This is a genomic window from Pseudonocardia sp. TRM90224 (assembly GCF_021245725.1).
Classification (GTDB): Bacteria; Actinomycetota; Actinomycetes; order Mycobacteriales; family Pseudonocardiaceae; genus Pseudonocardia.
This window is the reverse complement of the sequence record NZ_JAJGSX010000046.1, coordinates 1-16,754: the sequence shown is the minus strand read 5'-3', so window position 1 is coordinate 16,754 and position 16,754 is coordinate 1. Positions and strand designations below refer to the sequence as shown.

The window sequence follows — 16,754 nt, the reverse complement described above, 5'->3', positions numbered from 1 at the left end:
CGTCCGGCACCTGCCGTTGGCTACGCGGACACGGCGGACTGCTCGCGCACCTTGGCCCGCTGCTGCGCGGGCTCGGGGAAGAATCCGACGTCGACCAGGTACTGGAAGCAGCGGTGCGTGAGGTCCTCGCTCATCGGCGGGCACTCGATACCGCTGCCTTCCAGCGCGGCGATGGTGTTGCGGCACTCGGCCGCCAGATCCGTCTGCGCCATGACCTCGGGCTCGAACGAGTCCGGCATCAACCGGTGCTCCTCGTCGAGGAACAGCGGCAGCAGCGGGAAGATCGGATTGCTCGGATCGACCGTGACCAGGTGCTGGATCACCGTCTCGAACGGCACCGCGTCGATCGAGTACCCGAACGACCGGATCCAGTCGTAGATCGTCTCCACCCGCACCGGGTGCAGGTTCCACAGGTGGTAGGTCCCGCCGAGGCAGCCTTCCTTCAACGAGATGTGCGCGACGGCCTGGGCGGAGAAGTCGATCGGGGTGGCGTCGAACATGTAGTGCACGTCAGGCACCACACCGAACTCCAGCAGGCCGGCGATCTCGATCAGCAGGTAGTCGTTGAGCTGTGTGGCGCCGGTTTCGGTGTGGCTGATCATCATGCCCGGCCGGTAGATCGAGCAGGGCACCCCGCGGTCGCGGGCCTCCCGCACGAACGCCTCGGCCAGCCACTTGCTGCGCGCGTACCCCTCGGGCACGTCTTCGGCGACCATCTCCATGTCTTCCAGGTACGGCCGGTCGATGTCGGTCTCCAGGAACATGTCGATCGTCGAGATGTAGTGCACCGCCTTGACCGTCGTGGTCGTGGCCATCCGCAGGACCTCGGCGGTGCCGTCCACGTTGGGCGGCTTCATCTCGCCGTAGGGGAACAGGAAGTTGACCAGCGCGCCGGAGTGGTAGATGACATCGACGTGCGCGGCGAGCTCGGCGTAGGTCGCGTCGGTCAGGCCGAACCGCGGTTTGCCGAGGTCGCCCACGACCATCTCGAGCCGGTCGGCCAGAGCGTCGTCCCAGATCAGGTAGCGCTTCATCGCCGCGCACACGCGGTCGAACGCCTCCTGCGGCGAGCCGGCCCGCACCAGGCACCGGATCGTCGCGTCGGTCCGCTCGACGAGCTCCTTGATCAGGAACGCGCCGAGGTAGCCGGTCGCGCCGGTCAGGAGGATGTCCCGCGGTCGCGACCATTCGCTGTGCGGCAGCCCGTCGGTGACGATGTCCGGGGCGAGCCGGGCCGCCTCCTCCAGCTGTTCCATCGTCCAGGTCTCCAGCGCGTTGGGGTCGTTCGTCCGCCGCACCGCCTCGATGATCTGCGCGAGCCCGGCCACGGTCGGTACCTGGAACAGCTGGTGGATCGGGATCGCGACCTGGAAGCGGCTCCACGTGCCGAGCAGCAGCTTCGACACGTGCAGCGACGTCGCGCCGAGGTCGAAGAAGCTGGTGTGGCGGCCGATCCCGCCGATGCCCAGCACCTCCTCGGCCAGCTCCGCCACCTCGACCTCCAGCGGCGTCGCCGGGTCGGCACCGGTTGCGACCGGCTGCACCGGGTCGGGCAGCTGGGCCCGGTCGACCTTGCCGGCGACGTTCCGCGGTATCCCGTCGACGACGGCGATGTGGCTGGGCACCATGTGGTCGGGCAGCCGGGCCGCGAGGTGATCCCGGATCGCGTCGGAACTCAGCGTCGAATCCGGCCGGGCGCCCACCCACGCGACGAGCGTGTCGGTGCCACCGAGGCTGCGGACGTCCACAACGGTCTCCACGACCTCGTGGTGCGCGGCGATGGCCTGCTCGACCTCGCCGAGCTCGATCCGGAACCCGCGCACCTTCACCTGGTGGTCGACCCGGCCGAGGAACTCCAGCGTGCCGTCGGCCGAAGTGCGCGCCCGGTCACCGGTGCGGTACATCCGCGCGCCGGGACCGTCCGCCTGCGGGTCGGGGAGGAAGCGATCCGCGGTGAGGGCCGGACGACCGTGATAGCCGCGGGCCACACCCGCGCCGCCGATGAACAGCTCCCCGCTCCCGACCGGTTGCAGGTCGTCGTCCAGCACGTACGTGCGCACGCCGGGAATCGCGGTGCCGATCGGCACGGGCGCATCCGGCGGCAGCGGGGCCAGCGCGGCCGTCGTCGCCCAGACCGTGGTCTCGGTCGGCCCGTAGTTGTTGAACAGCTGGCACCCGGGCAACGCCGCGTGATGGCGCTCCACCAGGTCCGCGGGGCACGCTTCGCCACCGACGATCGCGCAGCGCAGCGTGGCCAGCGGCCCGGGATCGTCGCCGAGGATCAGCGAGTACAGCGCCGGCGTGCAGTCCAGGTGGGTCACCCGGTGGCGAGCCGCCAGCGCACGTACCGCACACGGGTCGCGCAGCTCCTCGGGCGTGGGGATCACCACCGTCCCGCCGGTGGCCAGCGTCCAGTACAGACCCACCGCGCAGGCGTCGAAGGAGAAGGAGATCAGCAGCAGGAACGCGGCGGGGTCGGGCCGTTCGTAGGCGCGGTTGGCATGCGTGGCGGCGACGATCTGGCGGTGCGGGACCACCACGCCCTTCGGTTCCCCGGTCGAGCCGGAGGTGTAGATGACGTAAGCGGCGTTGTCGGGCCGAACCACGGCGTCGGGCCGGGCGGTCGGCTCCCCGTCGAGATCGTCGGCTGGGACGTCGGCATCGCACCGCACTGTGGTGAACGCGCCGCCGTCGGCCGGGACGGGCGCATCCCCGGCTGCGACGAGCAGCCGCGCGCCGCAGTCGCGCACGACGTGGTGGAAGCGGCGCGGCGGGTTGGCCGGGTCGACCGGGACGTACGCGCTGCCGGCCTTCAACACCGCGAGCAACGACACGACGGTCTCGATCCGCCGCTGCGCCACCACCGCGACCGGCCGGTCGGGGCCCGCGCCGGCGCGGATCAGTCGGTGCGCGAGCCGGTTGGCCCACGTGTCCAACGCCGCGTAGGAGATCTCCGCATCCCGGCACACGACCGCGATCGCGTCGGGCGAGATGTCGACCTGCCGCTCGATGAGGCGGTGCAGCAGATCGGCGCCCGCGGCTGCGTCGACGGTGTCAGCTGGGCTCGTCGTCGGGTCAGCGTTCATCAGCTCACTCGCCTCGCTCGTCTGGGTCGGGTCGGGACTGGGTGCGCAGCGGGCATGTCGGGTAGAGCCGTGGGCCCTCGTCGCTGACGAAGTACTGCGCCCACTCGCGGTTGGCGGGGTCGCCGTAGACGCCGAGATCGGGGTGCGGTGCGACGGTGTCCCACCTGGTCAGACGCTCGCGGATGGCCGTGCGGGCCCGGTTGCCGCGTGGGGTGTCGGCCTCGATGCCGCGGAACACGTTGCGCGGCTGGAACATCAGCACCAGCCCGGCGCCGAGGTTGCGGCTGGCGCGGCGCTGGTAGGAGGGCGCGCCGGCGAAGACGAACATGGGCACGCCGTGGAAGGCGAACTCCCACTCGGGATGATCCGGATCCTCGGGCAGTCCGGCCGGCCACTCGTCGGGGTCCAGGGCGCGCAACCCACGCAGGATCGTCCAGAACCGGTCGGCGTTGGCCCGCTCGTCGCGGGCGTCCGCGTCGGGCGCCACGAACGCGGCGATGACCATGCGCTGGTCGAGGTGCTGGCGCGACAGGTCGAGGAACTCCACGAGCACGGCCGCGAGCGGTTCGACCCCGCCTTCGACGAAGGTCCCGTAGACCCCGTCGCGGGCCAGCGTCGCGTGCCCGAAGAAGCACGGGTACCCGGGCCGGCTCACCCGTTCCCGGAAGGCGCGGACGGACTCCACCCACCATCGCTGTGGTGTGGTTCCGGGCGTGACGAGCACCGGCAGGCCCTCGACCCGTATCGCCTCGACTCGCATCGTCTCGACCCGCAGCGTCACCGTCTCGCGTTCGCGCTGGCCGGTCACCCGAACCGTCGCAGCAGCTCAGGAGTGATGACCGGCTGGTGGTAGACGCACTCACCGCTCAACACGACCGATCCGTGCAGGCGATGGCGGGGGATGAAGGTCATGTCGCCGGGCCCGAACGTGTGCTGCTCGCCGAAGCAGTTCCAGAAGTCCATCTCGCCGCTCTCGATGATGAGCAGGCGGTCGTCGTCGTGGACGTGGGTGGTGGAGCACTCCTCCCACGATTCGACGAAGGTGTCCAGCTCCACCTCGATCTCGTGCTCGCGGATGCCGTCCTGCAGGCGGCGGGCGGACTGCTCGTAGGCGGGCATCGAGTCGATCCAGGTGAGCTGCCGCACGAGGTCCTCGTGGTGCAGGTCGAGCAGCACCGCGTAGCTGTGCAGCCCCCGGCCGAACTCACGCAAGGCGAAATCTCCGCCCAGCGCCTCCGCCTTGTCGACGACGGCCCGGATCGGCGGCACAACGTCCACCACGTCGGCGGGTGGGTCGCCGGCGGGCAACATCGGCGCGAGCGTCGCCGATCGTCGGATCTCCGCGGCAGCGTGCTCGTCCACCGTCCGCGCTGCGAGGAGTCCGGCCAGCGCGAAGTGCTGGCCGGGATCGCGGGCTGCCCCGTTGAGGGCGTTCATCAGCGCGAGGGTCGACGGGAGGTAGTACTGGTAGTAGCTGTGCGGCTCGAACCTGAGGTCCTGCCGCGGCTGCTGCACCGGCCGGTCCGGCGCACCGAATGGATCGGGCAGGGCTTGATCGGACAGGGCGAGCAGCCGGCGCCGCCCCGACGATTCGAGGTGGCCCGCGTTGAGCGCGATCGCGTCGGCTTGGATGGCGAGCATCACCAACATCTCGGCACGGTGCGCGGACCGGTCGACGAGGTCGTGCAGCTCGCCGTTCTGCCGGCGGCGCTGCCGCGCCAGGTCGTCGATCCGGCCCATCGCCTCCGACGCCGACCGGACCGGGTGCTGTGCCGCCGCGAGCTCGCGCACGAACCCGAACAAGTGGTCCTCGAGGTGGGGCCGGATCAACTCCCCCAGTTGCCGGTTGGTCGAGTCGTAGAACCTCCGGTGGTCGTCCCACTTCTGCGGGGTGGTCCGTCGAGGCAGCAGCAGCTTGTCCGCGTCGTGGACGTTGAGCAGCATCCGATGCCCCATCAGGGCGCTGAGCTGCGCGAAGTCGGCGCGGGCCAGCGGTGTGGCGAAGTCGACCAACCCGATGTCGTCGGGCCGGACCGGCCGGCGATAGGGGTTGTCGTCGATGACCAGCTCGTCGAACCGGGCCGCGCAGAACAGCGGGTTGGCCAGGTAACGCCGCACCGCTTCGTCAAGCACCGCCTCGTCCAGCACCGCCCCGTCCAGCACGGCCCGGTCGATCCCGGCCACCTCGAGACCGGTTCGCACGTCGAGCCCGTTGCGCAGTGATGCCACCACATCCCCCTTGCACCGCTCGAGACGCCGTCCGGCTGCTCGCCGAGGGAAAGGATGGTCCGGTGACCTTGAACAAAGCCGTCACAAATCTTGAGCACCGACGATCGGCTGCGCCGCCGCGCCGACCTCCCGCAACGCAAGGTTCTGGAACTCCGTTGCCGGTTCGATCGCCGGTCGAGTTGCCGGGTAATGCGACTCAGGCGTCCGGGAAATCGACGGCGTCCATGGCGTAACCCACCATCCAGTGCGGGTGCACGCGTACGAAAACGGGGGTGGGGCCCCACTCGCGGGGCGAGGACCCGTAATGATCGACGTAGTGCGCGTCCAACGGGGCGAATGCCGGGTCGGCCGGGACGATGTACTCGGCGTGGCCGTGCACGAAGACCGCCATCCGCTCGCCGTCCGCGTGCGTGACACTGACCGCTGGCCGAGCCCGCAGGTGCCGCGCCTTCACGGCGCGCTCCGAGGTGCAGAAGATCCACCGGCCGTTGCGGAAGTGACCGTCGACGCAGCTGGTCCGCGGCTCGCCGCGGGCGGTTCCGGTCGCGACGACGAGCACCTTCATCCCGGTCAGCGCGGTCACGAGCTGCCGCGCCGAAAGCCGCCGACGCGGCGAGACGATGCGGTTCACGTGGTGTCCGGACGAGTTGATCGAATCGTCGAGCAGCCTCTGCAGGGCCGCGAGCTCCTCAGCCGTCTCCATCATGCGGCGATACTGGCACAGTGGCCGTTCCGGCCCGCGATCCAAGATTCTTCGAGCGGTACCCAAACTGACCACCCCTCAAGAATTGCGCCTGCAATCACCTGGACGACCGCTCGATTCCTTGACCGCTCCACCGGTTGCTGGTTTGCTCTGCGGCGGTCGAACTCCCCGAGTTCTCCGTCGATTGCGAGGCGATCATGGAGTTTCGAATTCTCGGCGACTTCGAGCTGGAAGCAGACGGGCGAGGGGTGGCGCTCGGACCTGCGAAGCAACGGATCCTGCTCGCGGCGTTGCTCGTCGATCTCGGTCGCACGGTGAGCTCCGATGCGCTGATCGACTGCATCTGGGACGGGGAGGCGCTCCCCGGTGACCCGCGGAACGTCCTGCACACCTACGTCGCCCGAGTGCGGCGCCTCCTGCAGGTGGCGCACAGCCGTGACGAAGATCAGGTGCTGCTCCGCCACAACGCCAGCGGATACCAGCTCGTGGTCGATCCGGATCGGGTTGATCTCCACCGGTTCCACGACCTGGTCGACCGGGCGCGCGCCGGGCAGAGCGGCGTGGAAGGTCGCGCCGCTGCCCTCGACGAAGCGCTCCACCTGTGGCGGGGCGAACCGCTCGCCGGCCTGCCCGGGACCTGGGCCGATCGCGTGCGCGAACGGCTCCGCCAGCAACGGCTCGGCGTACTCACCGAATGGGCCGACACCGCACTGACGCTCGGCAGGCACCACGTGGTCATCGAATGGCTCAGCGAGACCGTCGATTTGCACCCGCTCTCGGAAGTCCTGGCAGCACGCCTCATCCGGGCCCTGTCGGTGGCCGGTCGCACCGCGGAAGCGCTCGACACCTACGCCCGCACCCGCCGGCGGATCGTCGACGAGCTCGGCACCGAACCGGGTGCCGAGCTCAACACCGCGCACCTCGACGTTCTCCGCACCACGTCCGACCTGCACCACACCCCTGGTGGGCTCGTCCCGATCCCGGCACCCCGTCCCGCCGCCGTCCGTCCTGCCCCCGTCCGTCCTGCCCCCGTCCGTCCTGCACTGGCGGGCGAACCGCAGGCAGCGTCGACGATCGAGGCCGGGCAGCTGCACGTCACCGTGCAACGGGCGGGCGCTGGGTCGGGGACGGAGGATTTTGCCGTCGTCCTGTTGCGCCTGCGCACCAGGGCCCGGCTGACCCAGGAACAGCTCGCCGAGCGCGCGGCGTTGAGCGTCCGCACCATTCGCGATCTGGAACGCGGGCGGATCCGCTCCCCGCGCCCCGACTCGCTGCGCCAGCTCGCCGAGGTCCTCGGGATCACCGGCGCCGACCTCGTCGAGTTCGAGGCCCTGGGCCGACGCGGGTACTGGACGAGCCGCTGCGACGCGACGACCTCGCAACCCGCTCCCGCCCGCATCCCCGTTCCGGCCCAGCTCCCTGCCGATGTCATCGCCTTCACCGGACGCGAGTCGCACCTGCGGGCACTCGACGCCCTTCTGGAGCGCGCCCTCGGCGATGCCGGAACCGCACCTCGTACGGCCGTGCTCGTCGGCGCGCCCGGGGTCGGGAAGACCGCGCTGGCGCTGCACTGGAGCCACCGATCACGTCGACACTTCCCCGACGGGCAGCTCTACGTGAACCTGGCGAGCTACTCCACAGCAGCTCCCGTCTCAACTGCGGACGCGCTCGCGTGTCTGCTGCGCGCGCTCGATGTCACCCCGGACAGAGTGCCCTCCGACGTCGCCGAGGGTGCCGCGCTGCTGCGGTCGATCCTGGCGGAGACCAGGACGCTCATCGTCCTCGACGACGTCCGGCACGCGAGCCAGGTGCAGTCGCTCATGCCCGGTGCGCCGGGGTGTTTCGTGCTCGTCACGAGCCGCTCCTCCCAGCGCGCGCTGGTGGCCCGCACCGGAGCGCACCAGCGGCGACTGCTTCCACTGGATCCCGACGAGTCGCACGAGCTGCTGTCGCGCGTCCTGGGATTCGCGTCGACCACAGCCGAACCGGCTGCAGCCGTCGAGCTCGCCGAACTCTGTGGTCAGCTCCCGCTGGCTCTGCGGATCGCTGCGGCGAACCTGCTCGACCGACCAGGAGACCGTCCGCTGGGCACCTACGTGCAACTCCTGCGACGCGACGACCGGCTCTCCGCGCTGTCGACCAGCCCCGGCTCCGACACAGCGGTCAGGACCGCGTTCGACCTCTCCTACCGCGCTCTGCCCGCTCCGGCGAAGCGGCTCTTCCGGCTCCTGTCCCTCACCCCGGGCCGGGATGCCACCACCGCGACCGCGGAAGCGCTGCTGGGCACGGATGCCGAAGCCGCCGAGCTCCTCGACATGCTGGTGTCGGCGCACCTCGTCGAGCAGACCGCTCCCGACCGCTACGCACAACCCGACCTGCTGCGTCTCTACGCCGGCGAGCGCTCGATCCGCGAAGACACCCGCGCCGAACGGGATGCGGCGTGGGAGCGGCTGCTCGCCGGCTACCTCGACGTGCTCGACGACGCCGCGGCCCTGCTGTACCCGGACACGTTGCGGCTGGTCAGGCACTCCCGAAACGGGCAGAACCGGTTCGCTGATCATCGGGACGCGCTGGAATGGATCGACACCGAGCTCCCGGCGCTGCAAGCCGCCGTCCTCGCCGCCGGCGGCACCGGGCCGCACGCCGCGGCGTGGCTGCTCGCCGACGCCTTGCGCGGCTACTTCCAGCTGCGGGGGACAACAGGTCCATGGCACGTCATCGCCGGCGCCGCGCTCTCGGCAGCTGAGGCGGATTCCGATGCCGGGGCGCAGGCCGTCTCGCACCTCGGCCTCGCCGGCGCGTTCTCCGGCCAGCATCGCTACGAGCAGGCCAGGCATCACGGCGAGCAGGCGCTGCACCTGGCCCGATCCGCTCATTGGAACGCCGGCGAGGTCGCCGCGCACCGCGCGCTCGGCAACGTCCGCCGGGTGTCCGGGCGCCCGTCCGACGCCGTTGCGCACTTCCGCAAGGCGCTGATGATCGCACCGCTCGGGCACCAAGCCGGACGCGCGGCGCTGCTCGAACAGATCGCCACCACGCACCACGAGCTCGGCAGACTCGCCGACGCCGCCGCGCACTACGAGAAGGCGCTCGACCTGCATCGCAAGCTCGGCTCGGCAGCGTGCGCAGCGCAGATCATGACCGGCCTCGGCGACGTCCTGCACGAGCTGGATCGGCCTGACGAGGCGTTGCGGTTCCTGCACGAGGCCCGCGCCGTGCACAGCGAGCTCGCCGACCGCGGACGTGAGGCCTACAACCTCCGCTGCCAAGCCGAAGTCCACCGCGACGCCGGGCGGCTGGAGCAGGCGCGCCGGCTCGCGCACGAGTCGCTCGACCTGGCCCGCCAGAACGACGAACCGCGGATCCAGGCCCAGGCGACCGAGACGATCGGCTCGATCCACCTGAGGGCCGGGCGGTACTCCGCGGCGCTGCCCCTGCTCGACGCGGCGCTCGACATGGCGACGTCGACCAGCAACCCCTACACCCGCGCCCAGACGATGATCGGCATCTCCACCGCCCACCTCCACACCGGGGACCACTCCGGGGCGGTGGAACATGCTGGTGCGGCCGTCGAGCTCGCCCGCAGCGGCAGCTACACGCTGCTCATCGGGCAGGCCTTGACCGCGCTGGCACGAGCCGAGCTGAAGATCGGCATGGTCGAGGAAGCCGTCGGCCACAGCCGAGCCGCCGTCGACGCGCACGACGTGACGGGATGCGCACTCGGCCGGACGGACGCCGAGCACGTGCTGCTCGAAGCTGTGAAGCGGCTGTCCGATGCGGTCTAATCACGAGCATGACCGCATGGGAACGTGCGCGACCCCAGCCCGATGCACTCACGCCCGGTGCACCCCGGCCCGCTGCAGCAGAACGCCTGGCGCTGATCGGCGCCGCGGTGGCCCTGCTGCTCGCTCCGATCGCCGCGCTGCCGGCCTCGGCCGGCGACGCTCTGACAACGGTCGCCTCCGACCCCGGCAGCGACTGCTGCATCCACGGGAACACGGTCGACCCGCCCGGGAAGTAGCCAGGGCGCACCGATGTGGAGGCATCGTGCTCCGCTGTCCGGCCGAAGAGCGCGCATGACCGACCAACCGGCATTGGCGCGTCGACTGGGCATCGTCGATGCGGTGGTGATCGGGCTGGGCTCGATGATCGGCGCCGGGATCTTCTCGGCGTTCGCCCCGGCCGCGGCGGCCGCCGGCGCCGGGATGCTCGTCGGGCTGGCGATCGCCGCGGTCGTCGCCTACTGCAACGCCACCGCCTCGGCCCAACTGGCTGCGCAGTACCCGAAGTCGGGCGGGACCTACGTCTACGGGCGTGAGCGGCTCGGTGACTGGTGGGGGTTCCTCGCGGGCTGGGGATTCGTGATCGGCAAGACCGCGAGCTGCGCGGCCATGGCCCTCACGTTCGCCGCTTACGCCGTACCGTCGGCGTGGCAGCGTCCGGTCGCGGTCGCCGCGGTCCTCGCGCTCGCCGCGGTGAACTACCGCGGGGTGACCCGGACCGCCGGGCTCACCCGGGTCATCGTCTCGGCCGTCCTCATCGCGCTCGCCGTCGTCGTCACCGCGTGCCTCGTCGGCGGACGCCCCGACCCTGCCTTCCTGTCCGGCCCCTGGCTCGGCGAGCAAGGCGTCTACGGGCTGCTCCAGTCGGCGGGCCTGCTGTTCTTCGCCTTCGCCGGCTACGCCCGCATCGCCACGATGGGCGAGGAGGTACGCGACCCGCAACGAACGATCCCGCGCGCGATCGTGCTCTCGCTCGGCATCGCGGTCGCCGTCTACGCGGTCGTCGGTGTGACCGCGCTGCTCACCCTCGGCCCGGCGCGACTCGCGACCTCGGCCGCACCACTCGCGGACGCCGTGGCCGGTGGGAGCTGGGGGTGGGCCGTTCCGCTCGTCGCGGCGGGCGGCGCCATGGCCGCGCTCGGGGCACTGCTTGCGCTCATCGCCGGCATCGGACGCACCACCCTGGCCATGGCCCGCGAAGCCGACCTGCCGCGGTGGCTGGCGGCCGTGCACCCACGTCACCAGGTCCCGCACCGTGCCGAGATCGCGCTCGCCGTCGTCGTCTCCCTGCTCGTGCTCACCGTCGACCTGCGCTCGGCGATCGGCTTCTCGTCGTTCGGCGTGCTGCTCTACTACCTCGTCGCGAACCTCGCCGCCTTCACCCAACCCACCGAGCACCGCCGCTTCCCCCGCTGGCTCCAGGTCCTCGGCGCCGCCGGCTGCCTCCTGCTCGTCGCCACGCTGCCGTGGCAGGCGGTCGTCGCCGGGACCGGCATGTTCGCGCTCGGCATCGGCTACCGGGTCATCCGACTGCACCTACAACGAACTCACTGATGACTGGTGCAGTGCTTCCACGGCCCGACGACGGGTTCGCCGTTGGACCGGGCACGCGCATCGGCGCAGCACATCGCCCCTCGGTTCCGTCCACCTTCGGCGTCACCCGAAGGGAAATCCTCCTACTACAAATGGACGCCCGAAACCTATCCATGCGAAGGCTGAGAGTCCGCGGTCATCCTCGGCTCGAACGAGCCCGCAGGAGCAGAGCGAATCCGACGATCGCCACCCAGATCGTCGCAACACCGTTGAACGGCAGCAGGAGCTCGAAAGACGCACCCGACACCTGCAGGAACAATGCCGATCCGCTGGCGAACCAGCCGAAGGCGGAGACCACACCGACCCAGGCCAGCACTGCCGGGAACTGGCGACCGAGCAGGATCGCCACGGCGTAGCCGGTGAGCCCGAAACCGACAAGGACGTGCGCGAGCATCGTCGTACCGCCGACCAGCCCCTCGACGACCCGGTACGCGGCCTCGGCTTCGGCGGGGTCGAGACCACCACCGACCGCCTGTCGCGCCAGTACCGCCGTGGTCACACCGTCGTGGGCGTAGTCGACGACGAATGCTGCGACACCGACAATCATGACCGGATCCACCATCCGAGCGACCGCCCGACCGAGCCGATCGTCGAGTGCGCGACCCGCGGTGGACAAGGCGACCGCCCAGCACACCATGCCGATGATCGCCATATAGGCAGCGGCGAACCAGGGGCGGTCGTGCACGTAGGCGAGGACCTCCAGCGGGTTCCCACGGGGGATGTCCTGGCGCCATTGCAGTAGACCCGCACCGACGACCAGCACGCTGCCGACGATCGCGAGAACTCCGGCAGCGAACATTCGAACCTGACGCACTTGTTGCTCGTCCGCCGACCGACGCCGGCTCGCTGCAGCAATCTCCGACACTGCCCTACCCTTCTCCATACCCATCTATCACTGATAGAGAGGAGCCTATCAGTGATAGAGACGCGCTCGTCGTTGCGTGACGGCCGTCACGGCATCGACCACCGCGACACCGTCGAATCGGCCGAGCTGACAGTGCCGTCCAGGTAGGTCGACAGCAGGAGGGCCAACAGGACGTCCACCCGCGCCACTGAGGCCCGAGCAAGGTGTTGGCGTTATGCACAGGACGATCGGATTCATCGGGAGCGGCATGCTCGGCGGAGCTGGTGCCCGGTCGGCGAAGATCACGGCACTGATCCGCTCGACCGTTCGCCAACCATGACGACTGCTGGCGCGAGTTAAGGTGAAATGCGATTGCCGAGCCAGGCAGCTTGCAGCTCCCGTCCCCTCACGATTACCTCCCGCCGAGCGCTGTGGAACGATTCTGCCGGTGATCCGTCTTTCCGTGCTGGACACCTCGCCGATCGTTGAGGGATCTACTCCGCGTCAAGCCCTGCAAAACACGGTCGACCTGGCGGTCCTGGCCGACGAGCTGGGCTACTACCGCTACTGGGTGCCTGAGCACCACAGCATGCGTGGGGTCGCCAGCACGTCGCCCGCTGTGCTCGTCGGCCACCTCGCCAACGCCACTCGCCGCCTTCGCGTCGGTTCGGGCGGGGTGCAGCTGCCCAACCACGCGCCGATCGTGGTGGCCGAGCAATTCGGGACCCTGACGGCGCTGCACCCGGGAAGGATCGATCTGGGACTCGGCCGTGCGCCTGGCGGGTCGCAGGCAGCGGTGGAGAACGTTCGTCCCGCAGCGCAACGGAACTCGAAATCGTTCCGACAGCAGCTCGCCGAGCTGTCGATGTGGCTGAACCCGATCGACGAAGCACCGGTGAAGGCGATTCCGGTGCTCGGCGGCAATATCCCTCAGGTATGGCTGCTCGGTTCGTCCGCCACCAGTGCCGAACTCGCTGCCGAACTCGGCATGCGATATGCCTTCGCGCATCACCTGAACCCGAGTACCGCTGCCGAAGCGGCTCGCGTCTACCGAGAGCACTTCCGCCCTTCAGACGATGTCCGAGCGCCGACGCTGCTGGTGAGCGCGTCCGTCATCGCCGCAGACAGCGACAGCCACGCCGAATGGTTGGCAGGCTCCACCCGGCTGAAGGTGCTCAGCCGCCTTCGCGGCAATCGCATTCGGTTGCCGAGTCCGGAAGACGCTGCCGCGTATCCATACACCGACGACGATCGTCTGGAGATCGCCGTCCGGTCCCGCAGCGTTGTGGTCGGCGGCCCGGAAACGGTGGCGGCGGGACTGAGTGAACTGCTCGAGGCGACAGGCGCCGAGGAGTTGATGGTGACGACGCCGGTGTATGAGCACGCGGATCGCCGCTGCTCGTACGAGCTGATCGCCTCTCTCGTCGACCGTCTCTGACAAGGCGCCGGCGCGTTCAGCGCGATGTCGATCCCCAAGGCTCGTCGAGGATGCCGGTTTGCCGGTCGTGGTGGTGCAGCAGCCTGGAAAGCAGTTCGGTCAGCCGCTGTCGCTCCTCGGGCGAGAGCGGGGCGAGCAAGTTGTCCTGGGATTGCGCCAGCTGCTCCTCCAACAGTCGCAGCTGCCGCTTGCCCGCCGCGGTCAGCGAGATGATGTTGCGCCGCCGATCCGACGGGTCCGATGCACGCTCGACCAGTTGGCGCTCGGCCAGCTCGTTGATCGTCGCGACCATGTCGCTGAGGTGGATGCCGCTGCGGCGGCCCAACGTGGCCTGGCTGGCGGCGCCGTGCTCCTCCAGCGTCGCCAGCAGTCGGTAGTGATAGCCGCGGCCCCCGACGGCGGAGAACCCGTCGGCCACCAGACGGTGCGCATGGCCGGCGGTCTGAGTGAGCAGCCAGCTGGGCAGGTCCGCCCACCTGGCCGGAGTCGTCTCGGACGGGTTCGCCATGTGACGAGCCTAACGAATCGTTTGGGCGGCGAACGATCGTAGTACCGTTCGCCCGACAAACGTTTATGCCCCGAACGTTTGGACCGGCGAGCATTGGAGCCTGGATCATGATCACCCCGTTCCGCATCGAGATCCCGCAGGCCGACCTCGACGACCTGACCGACCGCCTCTCCCGCACCCGCTGGCCCAACGAGGTGGACGACGCCGGGTGGGACTACGGCTTCCCGATGGCCCGGCTCAAAGAGCTGGTCGAGCACTGGCGCACGAGCTACGACTGGCGCGCGCACGAGGCGGAACTCAACGAGCTCCCGCACTTCACCACCGAGATCGACGGCCAGAACGTCCACTTCGTCCACGTGCGGTCGACGAAACCGGACGCGCTCGCGCTGGTCCTCACCCACGGCTGGCCCGGTTCGTTCCTGGAGTTCCTCGACGTCGTCGAGCCGCTGTCGCGCGACTTCCACCTGGTGATCCCGTCGATCCCCGGGTACGGCTTCTCCGGGCCGACCCACGAGCGCGGCTGGGACATGGTCCGGGTTGCACGGGCGTGGGCCGAGCTGATGCGCCGTCTCGGGTACGAGCGCTACGGCGCGCAGGGTGGTGATTTCGGCTCGGGCATCTCACTTGCGCTCGGCGCGGTGGCACCCGAGCAGGTTGTCGGGGTGCACGTCAACTACTTGCCCACCCGACCGGTCGCGGACGCCGACATCGAGCTGTCCGAAACTGATGAGGCCCGGCTGTCCAAGGTCAGGCAGCTGATGGCGAATCGTCCGCCGTACCAGGCCCTGCAGGCCACGACCCCGCAGACCATCGGCTACGCGCTGACCGACTCGCCGGTGGGCCAGCTGGCTTGGATCGCCGAGCGCTTCGCACAGTGGACGGATCCGCGTTCCACGATCAGCGACGACCAGATGCTCACGGGCATCTCGTTGTACTGGCTGACCTCCACCGCGGCCTCGTCGGCACGGCTGCATCGTGAGACCCCGCGACGGACCGAGCCGTGCCCGGTGCCGGTCGGAGTGGCGGTGTTCGCCCACGACATTACGCAATCGGTGCGCCCGCTGGCCGAGCGGCAGTACGACATCAGGCACTGGTCGGAGTTCGAGCGCGGCGGCCACTTCGCCGCGATGGAGGTGCCGGACCTGCTCGCCGAGGACATCCGGGAGTTCTTCCTCGACCGGACGACATCGCTTCGCAGCCGATGAAGGCGGGGCGGCGGGAGTGGTTGGGGCTCGCCGTGCTCGCGCGGACAACACGACTGAACGAACGGCACTTTCGCCCAATAGGTTTGGGCGAAAGTGCCGTTCGTTCACCCCTCCCCGGCCTGCTCGGGAGCGCGCGCTCGGCGTTCATCGACGACTTCTCCGCGGTCGGCGTGCTCGGCTCGTCGACCGCAGTAAAGATCGATGACAGAGATTTGACAGCACGTCAGACGTATCTTGAGCCCAACCCTATCGAGGAGAGAGAGAATATGGCATCGCTTGCGGAAAGGGTCGCGGACCGACTGCTGGCCGTGGTCGTCCCGAGGGTCGAGGCAGTGGCGTGCCAATGTGGCACAGAATGCACCGGGATCAGGTGTGACACCGGTCCGGGCGGTAGGATCCGTTACGTGCGCCAGTTCTGGGACTGCCACTGCACTCGCGTCATCAGGTCCGAGTGCGGCTGCCTGACGTAAGGGCGCCACTTCAGCGCGCCGAGTCGGCAACGCTAGGCGCTTCTGCTCACCGTGAGCACGTAGCGCGCCTCGGTCGCGAACTCACCACTGCTCCCGCTGATCACCAACGTGTGCTCACCCGGCGACAAAGGCGGAAGGCGAAACCACAGACCGCATCCGAAGCCCCGGTACCGGCCGTCTACAGCGTCGTAGGTGATCTCGGTCGGCTCGATCGACTCCACTGCTTCGGGCGCACCGTCGAGCACAACGTCACCGCGGGCACCGGCCAGAAAGCTTGTGCACGCTTCCGCGTCGGGCGTGACGGCGTTGACCGCTGGACCCGCGATCGACACACCCGCAGGCACTTGGCAACGCCGCTCCGCTCGACCTCCGAAGGTGCCGGCGACGAGCCAGACCTCGGTCGGCTGATTGTCCGCGCAAACCGCTCCCGTTGTGTCCTCGACAGGGCTCCGACCAGGCGGCGCGGAGGACGCCCAGCTCCACCAGAGCGACTGCAGCCGCGCCGGCGTGATCGCCGCTGCAGTATCGGCGGGAGTGTCCGTCGGAGCAGCCGGCGAGGGCGCCGGCGGCGCGCCAGAGCAGCTGGCCAGCAGCACGGTCACCGCACCGAGCAGGGCTCCGCGCATCACCCGGTTCAGTACCAACGTTCCCCCAGATTCGCATTGGCGCCGGCCCTCGTCCGACGTCGACTCATCGATCGGCAAGGTAGCGACACCGGCTGACATTCGACTGTCATACGGACGTCGTCGAGGCCGTACTACCTTATCGATCACCACGACGCCCAGATCCGGGCCGGTGGCAGGCTTTACGGAGTTCCCCTAGCCCGGGCTCTTCATGTCGGGCTGAGCGGTAGGTGACCCCCGATAGCAGAAAGTGCCTCGTGACCAGGTAAGACA

The 16,754-nt window shown here is 69.6% G+C and carries 12 protein-coding genes; 5 read left to right on the top strand and 7 right to left on the bottom strand.

The window, feature by feature from the left end; genetic code table 11:
• Window positions 1-20: 20 nt before the first annotated feature.
• The 4 genes from LL648_RS37010 to LL648_RS36995 form a co-directional block, all read right to left on the bottom strand.
• Window positions 21-3,086, bottom strand: coding sequence for a non-ribosomal peptide synthetase family protein (locus LL648_RS37010; RefSeq protein WP_232667520.1), 3,066 nt, complete (start codon window positions 3,084-3,086; stop codon window positions 21-23).
• Window positions 3,087-3,090: 4 nt separating this feature from the next.
• A complete protein-coding gene (locus tag LL648_RS37005; RefSeq protein ID WP_232667519.1) occupies window positions 3,091-3,894 on the bottom strand; it encodes a YqcI/YcgG family protein in 804 nt (267 codons plus the stop codon).
• Window positions 3,891-5,315: a hypothetical protein gene (locus tag LL648_RS37000; protein WP_232667518.1), complete on the bottom strand. Its 1,425-nt coding sequence runs from the start codon at window positions 5,313-5,315 to the stop codon at window positions 3,891-3,893. Before LL648_RS37000 ends, LL648_RS37005 begins: the two co-directional genes overlap by 4 nt.
• Before the next feature lie 196 nt (window positions 5,316-5,511).
• The gene (locus LL648_RS36995; protein ID WP_232667517.1) at window positions 5,512-6,021 is read right to left on the bottom strand and encodes a pyridoxamine 5'-phosphate oxidase family protein; all 510 of its coding nucleotides are present in this window, start codon (window positions 6,019-6,021) and stop codon (window positions 5,512-5,514) included.
• 194 nt (window positions 6,022-6,215) lie between these two features.
• On the opposite strand from LL648_RS36995, the gene LL648_RS36990 reads away from it, so the two are divergent.
• The 3 genes from LL648_RS36990 to LL648_RS36980 are packed head-to-tail and all read left to right on the top strand — an operon-like array spanning window position 6,216 to window position 11,354.
• Window positions 6,216-9,803, top strand: a complete 3,588-nt coding sequence (locus LL648_RS36990) for an AfsR/SARP family transcriptional regulator (protein WP_232667516.1) — start codon at window positions 6,216-6,218, stop codon at window positions 9,801-9,803.
• Window positions 9,804-9,811: 8 nt separating this feature from the next.
• Window positions 9,812-10,039, top strand: a complete 228-nt coding sequence (locus tag LL648_RS36985; protein ID WP_232667515.1) for a hypothetical protein — start codon at window positions 9,812-9,814, stop codon at window positions 10,037-10,039.
• A 55-nt stretch (window positions 10,040-10,094) separates the two neighbouring features.
• A complete protein-coding gene (locus LL648_RS36980; RefSeq protein WP_232667514.1) occupies window positions 10,095-11,354 on the top strand; it encodes an APC family permease in 1,260 nt (419 codons plus the stop codon).
• 175 nt (window positions 11,355-11,529) lie between these two features.
• Here the strand turns inward: LL648_RS36980 and LL648_RS36975 are convergent, their stop codons facing one another.
• Window positions 11,530-12,207, bottom strand: coding sequence for a hypothetical protein (locus LL648_RS36975; protein WP_232667513.1), 678 nt, complete (start codon window positions 12,205-12,207; stop codon window positions 11,530-11,532).
• A gap of 478 nt (window positions 12,208-12,685) precedes the next feature.
• On the opposite strand from LL648_RS36975, the gene LL648_RS36970 reads away from it, so the two are divergent.
• Complete coding sequence (locus LL648_RS36970) at window positions 12,686-13,675, top strand: LLM class flavin-dependent oxidoreductase (RefSeq protein ID WP_232667512.1); 990 nt, start codon at window positions 12,686-12,688, stop codon at window positions 13,673-13,675.
• Between the two features lie 16 nt (window positions 13,676-13,691).
• Here the strand turns inward: LL648_RS36970 and LL648_RS36965 are convergent, their stop codons facing one another.
• Window positions 13,692-14,183 (bottom strand): MarR family winged helix-turn-helix transcriptional regulator, encoded by a 492-nt coding sequence (locus LL648_RS36965; RefSeq protein WP_232667511.1) that lies wholly within the window; start codon window positions 14,181-14,183, stop codon window positions 13,692-13,694.
• Between the two features lie 107 nt (window positions 14,184-14,290).
• Here LL648_RS36965 and LL648_RS36960 point away from each other — a divergent pair, with 107 nt between their 5' ends.
• Window positions 14,291-15,388 carry an epoxide hydrolase family protein gene (locus LL648_RS36960; RefSeq protein WP_232667510.1) on the top strand — a complete coding sequence of 366 codons (1,098 nt, stop codon included), beginning with the start codon at window positions 14,291-14,293 and terminating at the stop codon, window positions 15,386-15,388.
• A gap of 502 nt (window positions 15,389-15,890) precedes the next feature.
• On the opposite strand, the gene LL648_RS36955 is transcribed toward LL648_RS36960, so the two are convergent.
• Complete coding sequence (locus LL648_RS36955; RefSeq protein ID WP_232667509.1) at window positions 15,891-16,583, bottom strand: hypothetical protein; 693 nt, start codon at window positions 16,581-16,583, stop codon at window positions 15,891-15,893.
• Window positions 16,584-16,754: the final 171 nt, after the last annotated feature.